The organism is Janthinobacterium sp. GW822-FHT07H10, assembly GCF_058798675.1.
In genome coordinates this window covers 235,512-253,790 of record NZ_JBXAKS010000004.1, presented here as the reverse complement: position 1 = coordinate 253,790, position 18,279 = coordinate 235,512, and the positions used below count along the sequence as shown (strand labels likewise).

Annotated in this window: 18 protein-coding genes; 7 read left to right on the top strand and 11 right to left on the bottom strand. The window is 64.7% G+C overall.

From position 1 onward, the window contains the following. The 3 genes from AC1RDJ_RS11770 to AC1RDJ_RS11760 all read left to right on the top strand — a co-directional run bounded on the left by AC1RDJ_RS11770 (position 1) and on the right by AC1RDJ_RS11760 (position 2,192). Entirely contained in the window at positions 1-834 is an 834-nt protein-coding gene (locus AC1RDJ_RS11770) for a TPM domain-containing protein (protein WP_493027532.1), read from the top strand. Beyond that, positions 834-1,355, top strand: coding sequence for a TPM domain-containing protein (locus tag AC1RDJ_RS11765; RefSeq protein WP_071325025.1), 522 nt, complete (start codon positions 834-836; stop codon positions 1,353-1,355). The genes AC1RDJ_RS11770 and AC1RDJ_RS11765 overlap by 1 nt, the downstream gene beginning before the upstream one ends. A gap of 72 nt (positions 1,356-1,427) precedes the next feature. Beyond that, a complete protein-coding gene (locus AC1RDJ_RS11760; protein ID WP_071325026.1) occupies positions 1,428-2,192 on the top strand; it encodes an SDR family NAD(P)-dependent oxidoreductase in 765 nt (254 codons plus the stop codon). Between the two features lie 12 nt (positions 2,193-2,204). Here the strand turns inward: AC1RDJ_RS11760 and AC1RDJ_RS11755 are convergent, their stop codons facing one another. Next, positions 2,205-2,438: a hypothetical protein gene (locus AC1RDJ_RS11755; protein WP_493027531.1), complete on the bottom strand. Its 234-nt coding sequence runs from the start codon at positions 2,436-2,438 to the stop codon at positions 2,205-2,207. Between the two features lie 55 nt (positions 2,439-2,493). Here AC1RDJ_RS11755 and AC1RDJ_RS11750 point away from each other — a divergent pair, with 55 nt between their 5' ends. After that, positions 2,494-3,165 carry a VanZ family protein gene (locus AC1RDJ_RS11750; RefSeq protein WP_493027530.1) on the top strand — a complete coding sequence of 224 codons (672 nt, stop codon included), beginning with the start codon at positions 2,494-2,496 and terminating at the stop codon, positions 3,163-3,165. 20 nt (positions 3,166-3,185) lie between these two features. Here the strand turns inward: AC1RDJ_RS11750 and AC1RDJ_RS11745 are convergent, their stop codons facing one another. Next, complete coding sequence (locus AC1RDJ_RS11745) at positions 3,186-3,476, bottom strand: hypothetical protein (protein ID WP_156894931.1); 291 nt, start codon at positions 3,474-3,476, stop codon at positions 3,186-3,188. A gap of 219 nt (positions 3,477-3,695) precedes the next feature. Between AC1RDJ_RS11745 and AC1RDJ_RS11740 the strand changes: the two genes are divergently transcribed. Next, the gene (locus AC1RDJ_RS11740; RefSeq protein WP_493027529.1) at positions 3,696-4,166 is read left to right on the top strand and encodes a hypothetical protein; all 471 of its coding nucleotides are present in this window, start codon (positions 3,696-3,698) and stop codon (positions 4,164-4,166) included. A 673-nt stretch (positions 4,167-4,839) separates the two neighbouring features. On the opposite strand, the gene AC1RDJ_RS11735 is transcribed toward AC1RDJ_RS11740, so the two are convergent. Both AC1RDJ_RS11735 and AC1RDJ_RS11730 read right to left on the bottom strand, forming a co-directional pair. After that, positions 4,840-5,982, bottom strand: a complete 1,143-nt coding sequence (locus tag AC1RDJ_RS11735; RefSeq protein WP_493027527.1) for a M24 family metallopeptidase — start codon at positions 5,980-5,982, stop codon at positions 4,840-4,842. Positions 5,983-6,334: 352 nt separating this feature from the next. After that, positions 6,335-7,852, bottom strand: coding sequence for a dipeptidase (locus AC1RDJ_RS11730; protein WP_071325030.1), 1,518 nt, complete (start codon positions 7,850-7,852; stop codon positions 6,335-6,337). 216 nt (positions 7,853-8,068) lie between these two features. On the opposite strand from AC1RDJ_RS11730, the gene AC1RDJ_RS11725 reads away from it, so the two are divergent. Further along, the gene (locus AC1RDJ_RS11725; protein WP_493027526.1) at positions 8,069-9,067 is read left to right on the top strand and encodes an LLM class flavin-dependent oxidoreductase; all 999 of its coding nucleotides are present in this window, start codon (positions 8,069-8,071) and stop codon (positions 9,065-9,067) included. Here the strand turns inward: AC1RDJ_RS11725 and AC1RDJ_RS11720 are convergent. Further along, complete coding sequence (locus tag AC1RDJ_RS11720; protein ID WP_493027525.1) at positions 9,062-9,346, bottom strand: hypothetical protein; 285 nt, start codon at positions 9,344-9,346, stop codon at positions 9,062-9,064. The genes AC1RDJ_RS11725 and AC1RDJ_RS11720 overlap by 6 nt on opposite strands. 38 nt (positions 9,347-9,384) lie before the next feature. Between AC1RDJ_RS11720 and AC1RDJ_RS11715 the strand changes: the two genes are divergently transcribed. After that, complete coding sequence (locus AC1RDJ_RS11715) at positions 9,385-10,617, top strand: MFS transporter (RefSeq protein WP_493027524.1); 1,233 nt, start codon at positions 9,385-9,387, stop codon at positions 10,615-10,617. Between the two features lie 238 nt (positions 10,618-10,855). On the opposite strand, the gene AC1RDJ_RS11710 is transcribed toward AC1RDJ_RS11715, so the two are convergent. The 6 genes from AC1RDJ_RS11710 to AC1RDJ_RS11685 all read right to left on the bottom strand — a co-directional run bounded on the left by AC1RDJ_RS11710 (position 10,856) and on the right by AC1RDJ_RS11685 (position 18,272). Further along, complete coding sequence (locus AC1RDJ_RS11710; protein WP_493027523.1) at positions 10,856-12,499, bottom strand: M28 family peptidase; 1,644 nt, start codon at positions 12,497-12,499, stop codon at positions 10,856-10,858. Between the two features lie 148 nt (positions 12,500-12,647). After that, on the bottom strand, positions 12,648-13,484 hold the full coding sequence (locus AC1RDJ_RS11705) for an HDOD domain-containing protein (RefSeq protein WP_071325034.1): 837 nt from the start codon (positions 13,482-13,484) through the stop codon (positions 12,648-12,650). 121 nt (positions 13,485-13,605) lie between these two features. Next, the gene (locus AC1RDJ_RS11700) at positions 13,606-14,682 is read right to left on the bottom strand and encodes a BMP family ABC transporter substrate-binding protein (RefSeq protein WP_071325035.1); all 1,077 of its coding nucleotides are present in this window, start codon (positions 14,680-14,682) and stop codon (positions 13,606-13,608) included. A gap of 84 nt (positions 14,683-14,766) precedes the next feature. Further along, positions 14,767-15,696: an ABC transporter permease gene (locus tag AC1RDJ_RS11695; protein ID WP_493027522.1), complete on the bottom strand. Its 930-nt coding sequence runs from the start codon at positions 15,694-15,696 to the stop codon at positions 14,767-14,769. Beyond that, positions 15,689-16,765: an ABC transporter permease gene (locus tag AC1RDJ_RS11690; RefSeq protein ID WP_493027521.1), complete on the bottom strand. Its 1,077-nt coding sequence runs from the start codon at positions 16,763-16,765 to the stop codon at positions 15,689-15,691. Before AC1RDJ_RS11690 ends, AC1RDJ_RS11695 begins: the two co-directional genes overlap by 8 nt. Next, positions 16,758-18,272: an ABC transporter ATP-binding protein gene (locus AC1RDJ_RS11685; RefSeq protein ID WP_071325038.1), complete on the bottom strand. Its 1,515-nt coding sequence runs from the start codon at positions 18,270-18,272 to the stop codon at positions 16,758-16,760. Before AC1RDJ_RS11685 ends, AC1RDJ_RS11690 begins: the two co-directional genes overlap by 8 nt. Positions 18,273-18,279 lie beyond the last annotated feature (7 nt).

The window sequence follows — 18,279 nt, the reverse complement described above, 5'->3', positions numbered from 1 at the left end:
ATGAAAGCCTGGTCTTATCTGGCGGCGCTGGCGACGGCGCTGCTGCTGTGCACCAGCCTGCCCGCCAGCGCGCAGGAGCTCGTGCCCGTGCCGCCGCTGGCGGCGCGCGTGACGGACGACGCCGGCATGCTGGACGCCAAGCAAAAGGCGGCGCTGGAAGCCGTGCTGGCCGATTACGAAGCCAAGACGGGCAGCCAGATCGCCGTGCTGCTGGTCAAGAGCACGGCGCCGGAAGCGATCGAGCAATACAGCATCCGCGTGACGGATGCGTGGAAGCTGGGCCGCAAGGGCGTCGACGACGGCGTGCTGCTGATGGTGGCGAAGGACAACCCGTCCGCCCTGCGCCGCCTGCGCATCGAGGCGGGCCGCGGCGTGCAGGGCGTGCTGACGGATGCGCAATCGAAACGCATCCTGCAGGATGTCATCGCGCCGCATTTCAAGCAGGATGACTATTACGGCGGCCTGGTGGCCGGCATCGGCGCGATAGCCACCTTGCTGAACCAGGAGCAATTTCCCGCGCCTGCCCAGCAGCAGGCGCCGCGCACGGTGGAAGCGGGCGGCCTGACCTTCTGGCTGCCGCTGCTGTTCTTCGGCTTCCTCGTCGTGCTGACCCTGTTCCGCTCGCGCGGAGGACCGACGCGGCTGCAGCGCGGCAGCAACTGGTCCAGCGGCGCCACCGGCGTCGTGCTGGGCAGCATCCTCAGCCAGGCGCTGAACAACCGCGGCGGTGGCGGCTTCGGCGGCGGCGGCGGTTTTGGCGGTGGCGGGGGCGGCGGTGGTTTCGGTGGCGGCGGCGGTGGTTTTGACGGCGGCGGCGCCTCGGGAGATTGGTAATGACGAAACAACTGACATTCGGACAGCGCTGCGGGCGCGCCTTGAAGCATTTGCGGGGCACGCCGGCCACGGGACGCCAGGCTTTCCCGGAAAGCACCTTGCAAGCCATCGAGACGGCCATCGCCGACGGTGAACAGATGCACCAGGCGGAAGTGCGGCTGATCGTCGAGGCGGCCCTCACACCGGGCATGGCGTACCAGGGCGTGAGCAACCGCGAACGGGCGCGCGAACTGTTCGCCCAGTATGGCGTATGGGACACGGAAGACAATGTGGGCGTGCTGATCTACATCAACCTGGCCGAACACCAGGTCGATATCGTGGCCGACCGCAACGTGGGCCGGCGCGTCACGCCGGAGCAGTGGCAAGCCGTGTGCCGCACCATGACCAAAGGGTTTAAGGATGGCAACTACCACGACAGCACCCTGGATGCCTTGCAGCAGCTAAACAGTTTGCTGCAAAGCCACTTCCCCGCCAATGGCACGCGCGGCAACCAGTTGCCGAACGAACCCATCCTCCTCTGAATGGCGGGCAGGGATTAGAATCTGCCATTGCCGCGCACAATGGCAGCGCGCCCCACCCGCCGAGGAGAACACATGAAACTGATCAATAAAACCGCCATCGTCACGGGCGCCACGCAAGGCATCGGCCTGGCGTGCGCCAGCCGCCTGCTCGCCGAAGGGGCGCAAGTGATGCTGGTCGACATCAAGGAAGAAGGCGCGCAAGCGGCGGCCGCCCTCGGTCCGCAGGCGCGCTTCTTCTGCGCCGACGTCAGCCAGAAGGCGGACGTGGACGCCATGCTGAAGGAAACCCTGGCCCAGTTCGGCCACATCGATATTCTCGTCAACAATGCGGGCGTGACGCACGCGGCCGATTTCCTCGATGTCTGCGAAGACGATTTCGACAGGGTCATGCGCATCAACCTGAAGTCGATGTTCCTGTGCGGCCAGGCCGTGGCGCGCGAAATGGTCAAGCGCAACAGCGGCTGCATCATCAATATGTCCAGCGTCAATGCGGAGCTGGCGATCCCGAACCAGGTGCCCTACGTTGTGTCGAAGGGCGCCATCAACCAGCTGACCAAGGTCATGGCCTTGAATCTCGCCCCGTACGGCGTGCGCGTGAACGGCATCGGGCCGGGCACCATCCTGACGGAACTGGCCAAGCAGGCTGTGCTGTCCAGTCCGGAGGCGCGCCACACGATCTTGTCGCGCACGCCGCTGGGCCGCTGCGGCGAACCGGAAGAAGTGGCCGGCATTGCCGCCTTCCTGGCCAGCGACGACGCCACCTACATGACGGGCCAGACCATCTATGTGGACGGCGGACGCATGGCGCTCAATTACACGGTAGCCGTGAAGGAATAAGCGCAGCACGCATCAAGTTATATCAAAAATCAATAATAGATATCTGAAAATACCATTAGACACATATAGTGCGACGCAGCATAATGCACCTGTCTCCACTATTCTCCTCCAAGAAAATAGTTTTAAGCCCGCTTTCACCAGCGGGCTTTTTTTTGCTGCCACTCCTGCAACATGGCTATTCTTGCCACCTCCCATCCTCGCCTGAAATAAAATCGCGCCTTCGCAAAAAATGTTGCGGCGTGTCATAGGCCCGTCATTTTCGCCCCCTATACTTGCTTCATCTGCTGTACAGGCAACCGATATGCCTGACTACAGACAGGTGTGCCGCCATGGCACACCACTCCCTTTCATGACCGTGGCGCGCGCCGGCAAGGCGGGCGACAAGGTTAGTACCGAGCAACTCTCACTCTTGACCCATTTCATTTGGGTTTTTGGCCCGCGCCCCCGCGGGCCTTTTTTTTGCCAGCGATACACATCCTTGCGCAAAAACACGACCGTCCCTCCCGCCCATGATATTGTTCGCTTCCTTATGCTTTCCTTCACGACCATGTTCCCGCCCCTGCTCCAGCTGTGTTTTGCCGACCGATACGAACGCCTGCGCTACCGCACCGCGCTGCTGTTGTACGTACTGGTGATCCTGATCGGCGATATCCCCGGCGTGCGCGCCGACGTCGGCCAATATGCCTCGGGCGGCGTGCTGCATTCCGTCGGCTACGGCGTGCTGGCGCTGATTCTGTTCAGCGGCACGGGCGGCAGCATGGGCCGCCGCGCGCTGCTGTCGATCCTGATGGTAACGGCCATGGGCGCGCTCGACGAGTTCATCCAGAGTTTCCTGCCCTACCGCCGTGGCGCAGTCCAGGATTGGATGGTCGATATCACGGCCGCGGTCGCCGTTACCCTGCCGCTGTGTTTCCTCTGGCCCAAAATGGTCGCCGCCGCGCTGGGCCAGGCAAGGCCGTTGCCAGAAGCTTAGTGCCTGGCGCGCAGCCGGCATCAAGCGCGTTCGTTGTTGTCGCTGCCGAGCAATTCCAGCGGCAGTTGTTCCTGGCTGCGCGCGCTACGCGTGCCCATGCGCCGCATCAGGGCGCGCATCTCGCGCCGGCTGCCGGCGCCCAAGGCGCGCGCCGCGTCGCGCTGCATGTCCAGCAACTGTTCCGAACGCGCCAGCCGCACCAGGCCATGCAAGGCCTGTGCCAACACATGGCGCGCACGGGCATCGCGCGCGGTGCCGATAATGGCCAGCACCAACTCATCAATCAGCTTTACGGTAGGACCTGATGACATTTTTTCTCCTGGTTCAACAGTGAGGAAACGTGCGCACGCACGAAGGGTTTTCGTGAGCATCATTTATACCAAGCACGACAGTCAGCCGCTTGATCTAGCTCAATCGACAATGACAGGCAGCGAACATCTTCCATCCACCGCGCTCTTATATGCAGCTATTGCCGATATCCGCATCGCCGTTGGTGCCGATCCCGAATGTTCGACCATGAGGAGACCAAGATGAGATCACAAACCCCTTTGCTGCTGACTGGCATGCTGTGCGCGCTGCTGGCCGCCTGCCATGCCACGGACGATGCCGGCCTGGCCCGTAGCAACAGCGGCGAAATCTATGCCGCGCCCGCCGCCACGACGCCACAAAGCACGCCAGCCAGCACCGCCACCAGTACCGCCACCGATACCAGCAACATGAGCAACGACACCGCGCCAGCCACCCTGAATATCAGCTCGGCCACCGTGCAATCGATAGAAACCGTGCCGCGCGGCATGGATCAGGGCAGTGGCGACATGCAGGCGGGTACATCGGGCACTGCGGGCACCGGCAGCAGCGCTGGCGCCGCCGGCAACATGCTGTACCGCGTCACCCTGCGCCTGGACGACGGCACGACGCGCACCTTTGTGCAAAACACCCAGCCCGCTTTCCAGATCGGCGAACGGGTCAGCGTGCAACGGGGCGTGATGCAACGCTATTAACCGGGGCGCCGGTGCCATGCATCGGGCCCGCTATCCGCGCCGCTGGCGCCTGGCACGTGAGGCTTGGGGCTTGGGGAAAGTGACAGTCGGACGGGCGACAGTCGCAAGTGACGGCACCCGGTAGCCATCCGGTACTTGCCAGTGCGACAGCGACAGTGCTGCTGCGGCGGCGGCGTGGCAGCGTCGGCTACAACTGCGGTTGCGGTTGCGGTTGCGGTTGCGGTTGCGGTTACCTGTTGCGGTTGCGGTTACCTGTTGCTGTTGCGGTTACTACTGTGGTTGTGGTTGTGGTTGTGGTTGTGGTTGCTGCCGCAACTGAAATCTTGCACCTGAAGCGACCGCCGCTCATGACAAGGCAAGGCATGGTTCGGTACGCCTGTTGCGGATGGTGCGGATGGACGGGTACCGTATCAGCCTCAAACCGGCCTCTCAAACAAACGGCCGCACTGATTTAGAGCTTAATTTAAAGCTTAAAGAGCTTAAAGCGAAAGCGCCTGGCCGGATTCAAGCCGAGCCCGGCTCGGCTTGACTAGGCTCGGATTGGCAAGGCTGGACTCGGTTTGGTTTGGTTTGGTTTGGCTCGGTTTGGTTTGGTTTGGTTTGGCTCGGTTTGGTTTGGTTTGGTTTGACTCGGTTTGACTCGGTCTGGTCTGGTTTGCCTGGCCTGGTAGCGCTAAGCCAATGCCAGTGTCAATGGCCGGCTACGCCCCTGCACGACGGTGGAGGGCCAGGCGGGGTCATGCGTCAGGTTATGCAATTGGTTGGCGTCGAGCAGGAAGGTGTCTTCCACCGTGCTGCCAGGCAGGCTGGGGTGGAACGCCAGCGCCATGCCGCGCTTCAGGATGATTTCCGTATGCGCGCCGGCCGCCACTTCGGGCGCCAGGTAACCATGGATGCCGCCCTGGCGGCTGGTGCGCACCGTATCGGGCTGGCCTGCATATGCATAGGCGCTGTCGAGCGCGTGATACACCATGCTCAGCGCATGGCCCGTCTCGCACGCGTCCAGGGCCACGGCTTCCAGCGCCAGCATGGCCGCATCGGCGTCATCCATGCCGCCCGCCGCCCCCGCCGTGCCCGTGCTCATGCCCGTGCTCAATGTGGGGCCGAAGCGCCGTTGACGGCTCAGGCTGGCGCACAGGCCAAAACGCCGCGCGCACAGGGCCAGCACGGCGTGCGAACCGAGAGCGTCATGGGCAGCCGGTGCACGGCGATAACGCTGCTGACGCTCGGCCCCGGAAGCCAGCACGTGCACGGCTTGCAAGCCGCGCAGCCACAGGGCGCGCACGCACGCGGCGGCCAGTTCCCGCTCGCTCCACTCGGGGCGGGCCTGGCGCAGCGCGTCCGCTGCCGCGCTGGCGGCCAGCTGGCCCACTTGCCGGTAGCGCGACTGCTCCGATTCCAGCAGCACCAGCCGCTCTTCGCGCAAGGCCACGGGCAAGCTGCGCTCATGCAGTCCGGGCCGATCGGACAAGATCGGCGCACCACCGGCTACATGCTGCACGAAATGCTCGCGCAATTCATACAGCTGGGGCTGCATCCATGGCGACACTTGCCACGTCCACGGCCCGCGCACTTCCTCTTCGCGCATGCGCATGGCTTCAGCCTCGTCAGTCAGGATGTAAGCGGCGTCGCGCGTCACCAGCACCTCCGCACAGCCGCACTCGGCTGTCTGGCAATGGCTGTTCGACGCGCCCGCCGTAGCCCAGGCAAACCAGTCCACGCCGCGCAGACGCACAGCACCGGCACGCTGCTCTTCCAGCCAGCCGCGCATCTGCGCCAGCTTGTGCGCCACTTCCAGTTCCAGCGGCCAGTTCATGATCGCTCTCCATCCGGGACCAGCCGCAACGCTGCCCCGCCTGCCACGCCTGCCCGGCCCGCCGCCAGCCGGACGTCCTGTTTGCTATGCATACCTGCCCCCTTCCCACATGGAAACGTATGACACGCATGCATGCAAAAAGTTCGGCAGCCGGCGTTGTCTCAGGGTTGCAGTCTATGCCGCCAGCCTTTTTTTTCAAGCCTTGGCGCCTATCCCGCCAGATAAATACCTGCACAGCCGACGGCCCGCCGAAGCGGGGAGTCGTCGCGTGGCTTGCCCCGTTGCCTCCTCGCGTCCTGTCCGCATCCAGGCCAAACAGGCCGCAGAAGACGCTGCCTGCCGTGACAGGTTCTTATTGCGCCAGCTCAATGAGCACGGCCGTGTACATCTGCAAGTTCAACAACAACTGCTTTTCCGTGATGAATTCGTGTTCGGAATGCCCCGTGTACACCGTATGCGGCATGGCCGGGCCAAAGCTGACGGCGTTCGGGAACAGCCGCGAATTGGTGCCGCCGCCGATGGCCACCGGTTGCGGATCGGCGATGCCTGTGTAGTGCGAAAAGACGGACAGCAGGGTGGGGATCTGCGGCGCCGCCGTCTGCAACCACGGTTCGCCGATCTGCACCTGCAAGGTGGCCGGCACATGTCGCCGCGCCTTCCAGCCATCGAACGCGGCCGTCACCTGCTGCTGCAGCACGGCCGCCGTCTTGCCTTGCGGACGGCGCAGGTTGATATTCAGTTCCAGTTCGCCGCCATTCTGCTTGAGCACGGTCGGCGCCACCGTCATCGGCCCCATGAAGCCATCGCGGTAGGCGATCTGGCCAAAGCGCTCGCCGTGGATGCCCGTGCCCACCAGTTCATTCAGGAACGACAGCATGTCGGCCGCCTGCGTGCCCTGCCATGGCCGCACGGCCAGCGCGTCGGCCAGCATGCTGATGGCGTTGACGCCATCCTCCGGCTTCGACGAGTGGGCCGACACGCCCAGCGCCGTCACCGTCAGGGTGTCGCCGTCCCGCGCGTAGCTGTAGCGCACGCCCTGTTGCGCCTGCGCCCGCGCGCGGATGGCCGCTTCCAGCGCTGGCGGCGCATGCGCGATGACGGCGCTCGCATCTTCCGGGATCTGGCTGCCGAAAAAGCCGCCCGTCAAGCGCGTCAGCACGGGGCCGCCGCCCACCGGCAAGGCCGTGCGCGGCGGCAGGGTCAGCTTGATCGAACCGTAGCCCTTCTCGGCCGTCACCACCGGGTATTCCGCGTCGATGGTGATATTCACCTGCGGCGGCGTATGGGTCTTGAGGAACTGTTTCAATGGCTCCCAGTCCGACTCCTCGGCCATGTAGACGTACAGCTCGATGCGCTTGCTCAGCGGGACTTTCTTATCCTGGATGGCCTTCATCGCATACAGGGCCGTGGCAATCGGGCCCTTGTCGTCTTCCGTGCCCCGTCCCAGCAGCTTGCCCGGCTCGCTGGTGCGGTCCAGCTCGAACGGCGAACGGGCCCACTTGGCGGGATTCACCGGTTGCACGTCGCCATGCGTGATGACGCCCACGCGCTCGCTGCCACTGCCCATGCCGATAATCACCACGTGGCCGTGATCGTGAAAATCAAAGCCGAGGCGCTGCGCCTCTTGCGCCAGGTAGCGCTTGAAGCCCGTGTGCTGGGGATTGTCGGCAAACGGCACGGCCGGGTCGGCCACCGTGTTGTAGCTGACCATCTTCGCCAGGCTGGCGATCAGCGGTTCGGGATAGGTGGCCAGCGCATGGCGGGCCGTTTCCTGCGCCTGCGCACTGACGGGCGCGGCGTGGGCGGCAAGCGGGAAGGCGGACTGCAGCAGCAGGGTCAGCAGGGTCAGCAGGACGGGTTTCTTGGTCATGGCGAGGGGTGTAGGGTTGGGAGGCCCACTCTAGCATTGCTGTCATGAATTTCCAATCAAGGCGAGTTTTTTACCGATCAGTACGCAAATTCCCGATTCGCATTATCATGTGCACAGCCTGTCTTCCCCGCCATGCTGTTGTGGCTGACCCTGCTGTCGTCAGGGGATAGACAAATCGTCCATTGTGATTTTCCACCACGTCCCGATATCGCTACCATGATTCCATTTTCCATACTCGACCTGGCCCCCATCGCCGAAGGCAGCGACGCCAGCCAGTCGTTCAAGAACACGCTCGACCTGGCGCAGCACGGCGAACGCTGGGGCTACAACCGCTACTGGCTGGCCGAACACCACGGCATGCCCGGCATCGCCAGCGCCGCCACGGCCGTCGTGATCGCCCATGTGGCGGCCGGCACGAAAACCATCCGCGTGGGCGCGGGCGGCGTCATGCTGCCGAACCATTCGCCGCTGGTCATCGCGGAACAGTTCGGCACCCTGGAAGCGCTGCATCCGGGCCGCATCGACCTGGGCCTGGGCCGTGCCCCCGGCTCCGACCAGACGACGGCGCGCGCCTTGCGCCGCGACCTGCAATCCGATGCCGAGCAATTTCCGCAGGACGTGCTGGAATTGATCGACTATATGTCCGACGAGCCGCGCCAGCGCGTGCTGGCCGTGCCCGGCAAGGGCGCGAAAGTGCCCGTGTGGATACTCGGCTCGAGCCTGTTCGGCGCCCAGCTGGCGGCCCACCTGGGCTTGCCATATGCGTTTGCCTCGCATTTCGCGCCGCAAATGATGCTGCAAGCCGTGGCCTATTACCGCGAACACTTCAAGCCTTCAAAACAGTTGGCGAAACCGTACGTGATGCTGGGTTTCAACGTATTTGCCGCCGACACGGATGCGGATGCGCACTTGCGCGCCACGTCGATGCAGCAGGCGTTCGTGAACTTGCGCACGGGGCGCCCGTCGCGCTTGCAACCACCGGTGCCCGGTTACCTGGAGCAGCTGGGCCCGCAGGAACGCGCCATGCTCGATTCCGTCCTGTCATGCACGGCCATCGGCGCGCCAGACACGGTGAAGGCAAAGATGGCCGCCTTCATCGCCGAAACGGGCGCCGACGAGCTGATGATCACCTCGCAGATTTTCGAGCATCAGCACCGGCTGCGTTCATACGAAATCACGGCGCAAGTGCACGCGGAACTGGCGCGCCAGTCATAACAACGCTGCCCAGACTGCCACGGGCGCAAGCGCGTGGCCGACGAGACCCTGCACCGTGCTGATGCGTGGAACCGCCGAGGCAGCGGGCAATGCCGGCCGCCGAAGCACGCAATCGGCACTTTCAGCAAGTGTAGCAATTGTTTTCTGTTTTCCTCCCTCGGTATATCCCCGTATACCCTTTTCCCGGCCGTCGGCAACGATCGCCGGGATTTTTTTTGCCTGGCGTCCCGCCGCCAGAATCGGCCATGCCCGGCAAGAAATGCGCAGCCCCGCTATCATGCTGATCCAAAAGCGTCATTCCAAGAAAGTCGTATCGCATGAAACCAGCTGTTCCCGCTACCCTCGACGCCAGCACCCTACTGAGCGCCACCCGCATCCTGCTGTTTGCCCTGTCCGCCGGCGTGCTCGTCGCCAGCCTCTATTATGTGCAGCCGCTCACGTCCATGCTGGCCGCCTCGTTTGGCGTCAGCGTGCCGCAAGCGGGCTACCTGGTCACGGCCACGCAGATCGGCTATGTGCTGGGCATCGTCTTCCTCGTACCGCTCAGCGACGTGCTGGACCGCCGCCAGTTGCTGACGTGGATGTTGATCGCCAAGATAGCCGCCCTGCTGCTGGCGGCCACCAGCCAGAATATTATTGTCTTTGCCATCGCCAGCGTCTTGATGGGGATCACGGCCAGCGCATTGATGGTGGTCACGGCCATGGTGGCCTCGTATGCGCCCGATCACAGCCGGGGCCGCATGGTGGGCACCGTCATGACGGGCTTGTTGCTGGGAATCTTGCTGGCGCGTACAGTGTCCGGCACGGTGGCGCAGATCAGCGGCGGCTGGCGCACCGTCTACGTGCTGGCCGCCATCGTCGTCGCGGCGCTGCTGTTGATGCTGCGCCGCATCCTGCCGAACGAGGCGCCACGGGGCAAGCTGCAATACGGCAAGCTGATGGCCTCGCTGGCCGACATCATCCGCCAGGAGCCGCTGCTGCGCCAGCGCGCGCTGTTCTCCGGCCTGGGCCTGGGCACCTTCAGCGTGTTCTGGACGGGCCTGACCTTCTTGCTCAGCGGCGCGCCCTACCACTACTCGGAAATGCAGATCGGCCTGTTCGGCCTGGCGGGCGCCACGGGGGCGTTTGCCGCGAACACGGCGGGCCGCATGGCCGACCGCGGCTACGCGCGCCAGGCCACGTGGCTGCTGGCCGTCGCCTCGCTGGCGGGATGGGCCCTGATCGGCTTCGGCGCCCACTCGCTGGTGCTGCTGCTGGTCGGCATCGTCCTGCTGGACATGGGCGTGATGGGGCTGCAAGTGACGCACCAGTCCATCATCTATAAGCTGGCGCCGCATGCGCGCGCAAGGGTCACCACCGTCTTCATCGCGGGCGGCTTCATCGGCGCCTCGGCCGGTTCGGCGCTGGCCAGCGCCAGCTTTGCCGCCGGCGGCTGGCTGGCCCTGTGCGCCGTCGGCGGCGCCATGCCGCTCCTGCTGCTGCTGGTGTGGAGCAAGTACCGCCACACGCAGCGACGGCTGGAACGGGCCGTCCAGCCATCTATCACGTAGATCGAATTAGCGGCCGCACGCCGCGTAATCCGACACTGCTGCGCCAACCCTGTTGTCGGATTACGCTCTTCGAGCTAATCCGACCTACGATCCTACACGCAGCACCGCCTGGAGCGGACCAGCTAATCAGGTATCACGTGGGCCGGGTTGGCGCGCCAGCGCGTAACCCGACACCATGGCGCCAACAATATTGTCGGATTACGCGCGGCTTTACCGCACTAATCCGACCTACTCTCCCTTATTTTGCGGCTTGCTCGCGCGCCTTGCCGAACGCGTCGCCCGCCTTCCAGGCCGGCATCTTCGCGCCATTCGCCACGGCCTGGCCCAGGTTCAGGGTGAACTGCGCCTGCTGCGTCATGCCGGACAAATCCCAGCTGGCGTCGTACTCATCGGTGACCTGATGATAGCGGGGGCCATACGCGGCCGCCTTCGCTTTCGACGCTTCCACGTCCTTGATGTACTCGCGTCCGCCATTGATGGAAAACGCGGGCACGCCCGCCTTGGCAAAGCTGAAATGGTCGCTGCGGAAATAGCCGCCGGCCAGGTCAGGGCGCGCTTGCGCGATATGCATGCCCATGGCTTTCGCCACCGTGGCCGCCATGGCGCCCAGTTCCGTGCGCTCGCTGCCCTGTGCACCGATGTCATGCGTGGCGCCGACGAAGTTCAGGCTGTCGAGATTCAGCGCGGCAGCCGTCTTGTCCAGCGGCCACAACGGATCGGCCGCGTAGGCGGCGCTGCCCAATAAGCCCTGTTCTTCGGCCGCCACCCACAGGAAAATCTGCGTGCGCCTGGCCGGCTTTTTCACGGCTTCCTGCGCCATGGCCAGCAAGCCTGCCGTGCCCGAGGCATTGTCGACGGCGCCGTTGTAGATGGTGTCGCCCGTGTCACCCTGCTTGCCCAGGTGATCCCAGTGGCCGCTGTAGATGACGGCTTCATCCTTCAGCTTCGGGTCGGTGCCCGGCACCATGCCGGCGATGTTGAACTGCTCCACCTTGCGCACGGCGGACTTCATTTCGCCCGACAGTTTGGCGTCCAGTGCGACGGCTTTAAAGTCCTTGCTTTCCGCCTTGGCGCGCAAGGCGTCCAGGTCCTGGCCGCCGGCCGCAAACAGGCGGCGCGCCGCGTCTTCCGTGATCCAGCCCTGCAACGGCGTGCCTGCCGTGCGGTCAGCCAGCTGGAAGCGCTCGCTGCCGCTCCAGCTGTTCTGCACCACGCTCCACGCATACGATGCCGATGGCTTCGTGTGGATCAGCAACACGCCGGCGGCGCCCTGGCGCTTGGCTTCCTCGAATTTATACGTCCAGCGGCCGTAATACGTCAGCGCCTTGCCGGCGAAGCGGTTCGGCTCGGCCACGGTCGGCTGCGGGTCGTTGACCATCATGACGACGATCTTGTCCTTGACATCGACACCGTTGAAATCGTTCCAGCCTTCTTCCGGCGCCGTGATGCCATAACCGACGAACACCAGCGGCGCATCCAACGTGTGGGCGGCAACGGAGTCGCCCGTGGCCCATACCCAGTCCGGGCCGAACGCCAGCGGCACGGCCTTGCCGCCCGCCACGGCCTGCAGGCTGCTCTCGGCCGGCAGCGACTTCACGCCAGCGATCTGCACGCTCTGGCGGTAGCTGTTGCCGCGCACGGGTTTCAGCCCTGCCATCTGCGCCTGGGTTTCCAGGTACGCCACCGTCAGGTCGGCGCCGCGCTGGCCCGTGCCGCGGCCTTCCAGCAAGTCGTTCGACAGGAAGGCCAGGTGGGCGCGCAACGGCGCTTCCTGCACGGTCGGCAAGTCCTTGGCGGCAGGCGCGGCGGCGTGCGCGGAAAACGCCAGCGCCAGGCTGGAAGCGAGCGCCGTGAAGGCCAGGGAGGAAAACAGCTTCTGCATAAGATCCTTTTGATAAGAGGAGTAAGTCAGTCCGGCGGATGGCCGAGCCGGCGATTGTATGCCATGGGGCAAGCACAGCAAAATGCGGACGAAAAAAATCCCCGCGGCAAGGGCGGGGATTCTTCAATGAAAACGTTCGGACCAGCAATTACACCAGCAAGGCGGCCGCCAGCGATTCGATCTCTTCGGCCGATTCCTCGAGTATCGTATGCAGGGTGCTGCCGCCGATGCCGAAGTCGATCTTCGCCGCCGCCTGGCGCCGCGCGGCGCTTTCCGGCGGGTGCAGGGGCGAGCCGACGGGCGCCAGGTCGTTGGCCAGCACCAGGGTCGCGCCCAGGGTGCGCGGCGGAAACGGGCTGCCGCCATGCCACATGCCTTCCACGGCCTGCAGCACGAGGTCCGGCACTTCCAGCTGGCGCAGCACGCCGCGGCCGATCAGTTTTTCGCCGTATTCGATCCAGTCTTCCGTATTATCGTCGAGCAAGCCCGGATATTCCTCGGCGCGCGACAGCAGATAAAAGCCGCCCACTTCATGCACGATGGCGGCAAACATGGCCGTTTCCACGTCCACATGCGTGACTTTCCTGGCGATCACCTGGCTCAGCGCGGCCACGTGGGCCGTGTGTTCCCACAGCTTGGCGGACTTGGCGCGCAATTGCGGATCGGTAATCTGGCTGCCCAGCTGGCGCACGATGACGGATGCCACCATCGATTTCAAGGTGGCAAAGCCCAGTCGCGAGACGGCCGCGCGCACATTGGCGATTTCATTGCCGGTACGGTTGTAGGCGGCCGAGTTGGCCAGCGCCACGACCCTGGCAGACAACAGCGGCTCGGCCATGACCATGCGCGCGGCCGCCTCGATGTGGCAATCGGGATCGTCCAGCGCTTCCTGCAGCTTCAGGGTGGCCTTGACGTTGGCAGGGAAGGTCAGCTCGCCCTTGCTGGCCTGCAACGCGATAATCTTGAATACTTCCAGTCTATCCATGGGTCGTTCTCCGGTACGGGCCTGTTCAGGCTCTGCTATGTGAGCGGGCCGGCGACGCGCAGTGCGTCCCGGCCCCGCTCCCGTTTCCGGCAATATTACAGCAAGTTTATACTCAAACCTATTACTTTCCGGAAACTTTTCCAGCCACGCCTTCGACAAAATAATCCATCTTCGTCAGCGCCGCATCGTCCAGCACGCCTTTGTCCAGGCGCACTTTGCCGTCGTTATCCTTGATCGGTGCGCTGAACGGGTTGAGCTTACCAGCAACCAACTCTTTCTCTCGCGCCAATACAAACTGTTTGACGTCCGCCGGCACGGCGGCGTTGACGCCTTCCAGCCTGACCATGCCATCCTTGATGCCGCCCCAGGTGCTGCTCGACTTCCATGTGCCGTCCAGCACGGCCTGCGCCTGCTTCGTATAGTAGTCGCCCCAGTGGTGGGTGACGGCGGCCAGCTGGGCCTTCGGTCCGTACTTCTTCATGTCCGAGTGGTAGGCGATCGCATACTTGCCCTTCTCTTCCGCCGCCTGCACCACGGCGGTCGAATCCGTGTGATGGGTGACCACGTCGGCGCCCTGGCCGATCAGGGTGATGGCCGCGTCGCGCTCCTTGCCCGGGTCGAACCAGCTATTCACCCACACCACCTTCACTTCCGCCTTCGGGTCGACGCTGCGCATGCCGCGCGTGAAGGCGTTAACGCCTTGCAACACTTCCGGAATGGGAAACGCCGCCACGTAGCCGGCCACATGGGTCTTGCTCATCTTGCCTGCCAGCACGCCGGCCAGGTAGCGGCCCTCATAAAAGCGCGCATTCGTATTGGCCACGTTGGGCGCCGTCTTGTATCCCGTCAAATGAATGAACTTCACATTAGGAAATTGCTTCGCCACTTTCAAGGTGGGATTCATGTAGCCGAACGAGGTCGTGATGACCAGCTTGCTACCCGTTTGTGCCAGGTCGCGGATCACGCGTTCCGCATCGGCGCTTTCCGGCACGTTTTCCACATACTTGGTGGTGATCTTGCTGCCCAGCGCCTTTTCCATTTCCTTGCGCGCCTGGTCGTGCTGAGTGGTCCAGCCCGCGTCGCCGATGGGGCTGATATACACGAAGCCGACATTCAACGGGGTAGCGGCAGGCGCGGCGGCCAGGGCAGGCATCAGAACGGCACTGCAGACGGCGGCGCACAACAGTTTCTTGGACATGGTTTTCCTTTGATGGCCCCCCATCGGAAATCAAGAAGACAGCGCGCCGCGGGGGAGTGACGGCGTGCCTTCGAGCGGCATGGGCTAAGCGCCCGGATTGAAATTCTTCCCCAGCGAAGCGGGCATGTTGAGCTTGATGTAATTGGCATTGCTGGAAATCAGGACCAGCACGACGATGGCCGCCACGTACGGCAGCATCGACAGCAGCTGCGAAGCGACGGGCACGCCCAGCGCCTGCGCGTGGAAGGTCAATATCGTGATGCCGCCAAACAGATAGGCGCCGCCCACCACGCGCGCCGGGCGCCAGGTGGCAAAGGTGGTCAGCGCCAGCGCGATCCAGCCGCGCCCCGCCACCATGCCCTCGACCCACAGCGGCGTGTAGACGAGCGACAGGAAGGCGCCGGCCAGGCCGCAGCAGGCGCCGCCGAACAGCACGGCCGCCAGGCGGATGCGCCGCACGGGATAGCCGAGCGCATGGGCCGAGGCCGGCGACTCGCCCACGGCGCGCAGCACGAGGCCCGCCCGCGTGCGGTACAAGAACCAGGCGATGGCCAGGCACAGCAGCAGCGACAGATACATCATCGGATGCTGGCGGAACACGGCCGGACCCAGCACGGGAATGTCTTCCAGGAAAGGGATGCCGAAGCGGCCGTTCTGCAAGCTGTTGCCCACGTACTTCAGGCCGATGTACGTGGACGCTCCCGCGCCGAACAGCGACAGGGCCAGGCCCGTCGCGTACTGGTTCGTGCCCAGCCACACCGTCAGCCACGCGAAAAAGCCGGACAGGACCATGCTGGCGCCCGCACCGGCCAGGAAGCCCAGCGTGGGGCTGCCCGTGTTGACGGCCACGGCAAAGCCCGTGATGGCCGACACCAGCATCATGCCTTCCGCGCCCAGGTTCACCACGCCCGCCTTTTCATTGACGAGCAGACCGAGCGCGGCCAGCATCAGCGGCGTGCCCGCATTGATGCTGGCGGCGACCAATGGCGCAATCGTCAGGGCCAGGTTATCCATGTTTCCTCCAGCGCAGTTTGTATTGGATCAACACATCGCAAGCGAGCAAGGCGAACAGCAAGATGCCCTGGAACACGCCCGTGATCGCGCTGGGCAAGCCGAGGCGCGATTGCGCCAGCTCGCCGCCGATATAGAACAGGGCCATGACGAAGCTGGAAAAGATCACACCCACCGGATGCAGGCGCCCGACGAAGGCGACGATGATGGCGGCAAAGCCGTAGCCAGGCGAGACGGTAGGCGTCAGCTGCCCCATCGGTCCCAGCACTTCGCACGCGCCCGCCAGGCCCGACAGCGCACCGCAGATCAGCAGGGACGACCACAAGGTCTTGCGCGACGAAAAGCCCGCATAGCGGGCGGCGGCCGGCGCCATGCCGCCCACGCGCAGGCGGAAGCCTGAAATGCTTTTCGACAGGTACAGCCAGCCGCCCAGCGACGCCAGCAGGGCAAAGACGATGCCAAGGTGCAAGCGCGTGTCCGCCACGACCATCGGCAGCAGCAAGCCGTCCGACAGCAGTTTCGACTGGGGAAAATTGAAGCCTTCCGGGTCGCGCAGCACGCCATACACGAGATAGCTGAGCAGCAACTGCGCGATGTAGACCAGCATCAGCGAGACGAGGATTTCGCTGGCGTTGTAGCGGTCGCGCAACCACGCCACCAGTCCCGCCCACGCCATGCCGCCCGCCATGCCGGCCAGCAGGGACACGCCGATGAAGGCCGCGCCGCCGACGCCATCGTCGAGGTGCAAGGCGGCCGCGCCGCCGCAGATGGCGCCCAGCGTCAGCTGGCCTTCCGCGCCGATGTTATAGATGTTGGCACGAAAGCAGATGGCCAGGCCGACGGCGATCAACAGCAGCGGCGCCACCTTGAGGCCCAGCTCGGACCAGCCGTGCGCATCGCGCAGCGGTTCGACAAAGAAGACGGCCAGGCCGGCCAGCGGATCGTGTCCCAGCGCCATAAACAGCAGCGCGCCGCACAGCACGGTGAGCAGCACGGCCAGCACGGGCGACAGCCACGCCATCAACCTGGAAGGGGACGGACGGGCTTCCAGGCGCAAGGCAAACTTAGCCATGGGCAGCCTCCTGCGGCCACAACCCGCTCATCCATTGTCCCACTTGCGCGACGCTGGCCTCGCCCACGGCCACGGAGGGCGACATCGTCCCCTTCGCCATCACCAGCAGGCGGTCGCTGATCTCGAACAATTCATCGAGTTCCTCCGACACGACGAGCACGGCGCAGCCCGCATCGCGCAGCGCCAGCAACTCGGCGCGGATTTGCGCGGCCGCACCCACGTCCACGCCCCAGGTCGGTTGCGCCACCACCAGCACCGTGGGTGCGCGCAGGACTTCGCGCCCGACTATGTATTTCTGCAAGTTGCCGCCCGACAGGCTGCGCGCCAGCGCCTGCGGCCCGCCCGCCTTCACCTGGAAGCGCGCGATGATGGCGGCGGCGCGCTGGGCAATGACCTTGTGGCGCAGGAAGCCGTGGCGGATGGTGGCTGGCGTTTGCAAGCTCAGCAAGACGTTGTCGGCCAGCGACATGTCGGGCACGGCGCCCCTGCCCAGCCGCTCCTCCGGCACGAAACCCAAGCCCAGCGCGCGGCGCCGGCCCGGCGGCAAGCGGCCCGCCGGCGTGCCGTTCAGGACGATGGTGTCGGCGCCGGCGCGCCTGTCCTCGCCCGACAGCGCGGCCAGCAATTCCTGCTGGCCATTGCCGGACACGCCGGCGATGCCGACGATCTCGCCTGCGCGCACGTTGAAATGGATATCCCTCAATTGCGTGGCGAATGGATGGCTCTTCGGCAAATGCAAATTCTTGACGCTTAGCATGGCCGCACCGGGCGTGCGCGCCACGCGCGTGATGGCGGGCGGCTCGGCGCCGATCATCATGCGCGACAGGCTGGCCGCCGATTCCAGCGACGGATCGCACACGCCCGCATTCTTGCCGGCACGCACCACCGTGCACGTATGGCACAGGGCACGGATCTCGTCGAGCTTGTGGCTGATGTAGAGGATGCTGCACCCCTCGGCCGCCAGCTGGCGCAGGGTGGCAAACAGTTTTTCCACGGCGCCCGGCGTCAGCACGGACGTCGGTTCATCGAGGATCAGCAGTTGCGGCCTGGCCAGCAAGGCACGCACGATTTCCACGCGCTGGCATTCGCCGACGGACAAGGTGTGCACATGGCGCTGCGGTTCCAGTTCCAGCCCGTACTGGCGCGCCGTCGCCTCGATGCGCAGCGCCAGCTCCGCCATGTCGGTTCCAGCAGGCAAGCCGAGGGCGATGTTTTCCGTCACGGTCAAGGTATCGAACAGGGAGAAATGCTGGAACACCATGGCGATGCCGAGCGCGCGCGCGGCCGACGGGCTGGCGATATCGACTTCGCGCCCATTCCACAGGACGCGGCCGCCATCGGGCTGTACGGCGCCGTAGATGATTTTCATCAAGGTCGATTTGCCGGCGCCATTCTCGCCCAGCACGGCGTGGATTTGCCCGGGTGCGACGGTGAGATGGATGCCGTCATTGGCCACCACGGCCGGATAGCGCTTGCTGATACCGATGAGTTCCAGGCGTGCCGTCATTGTTGTT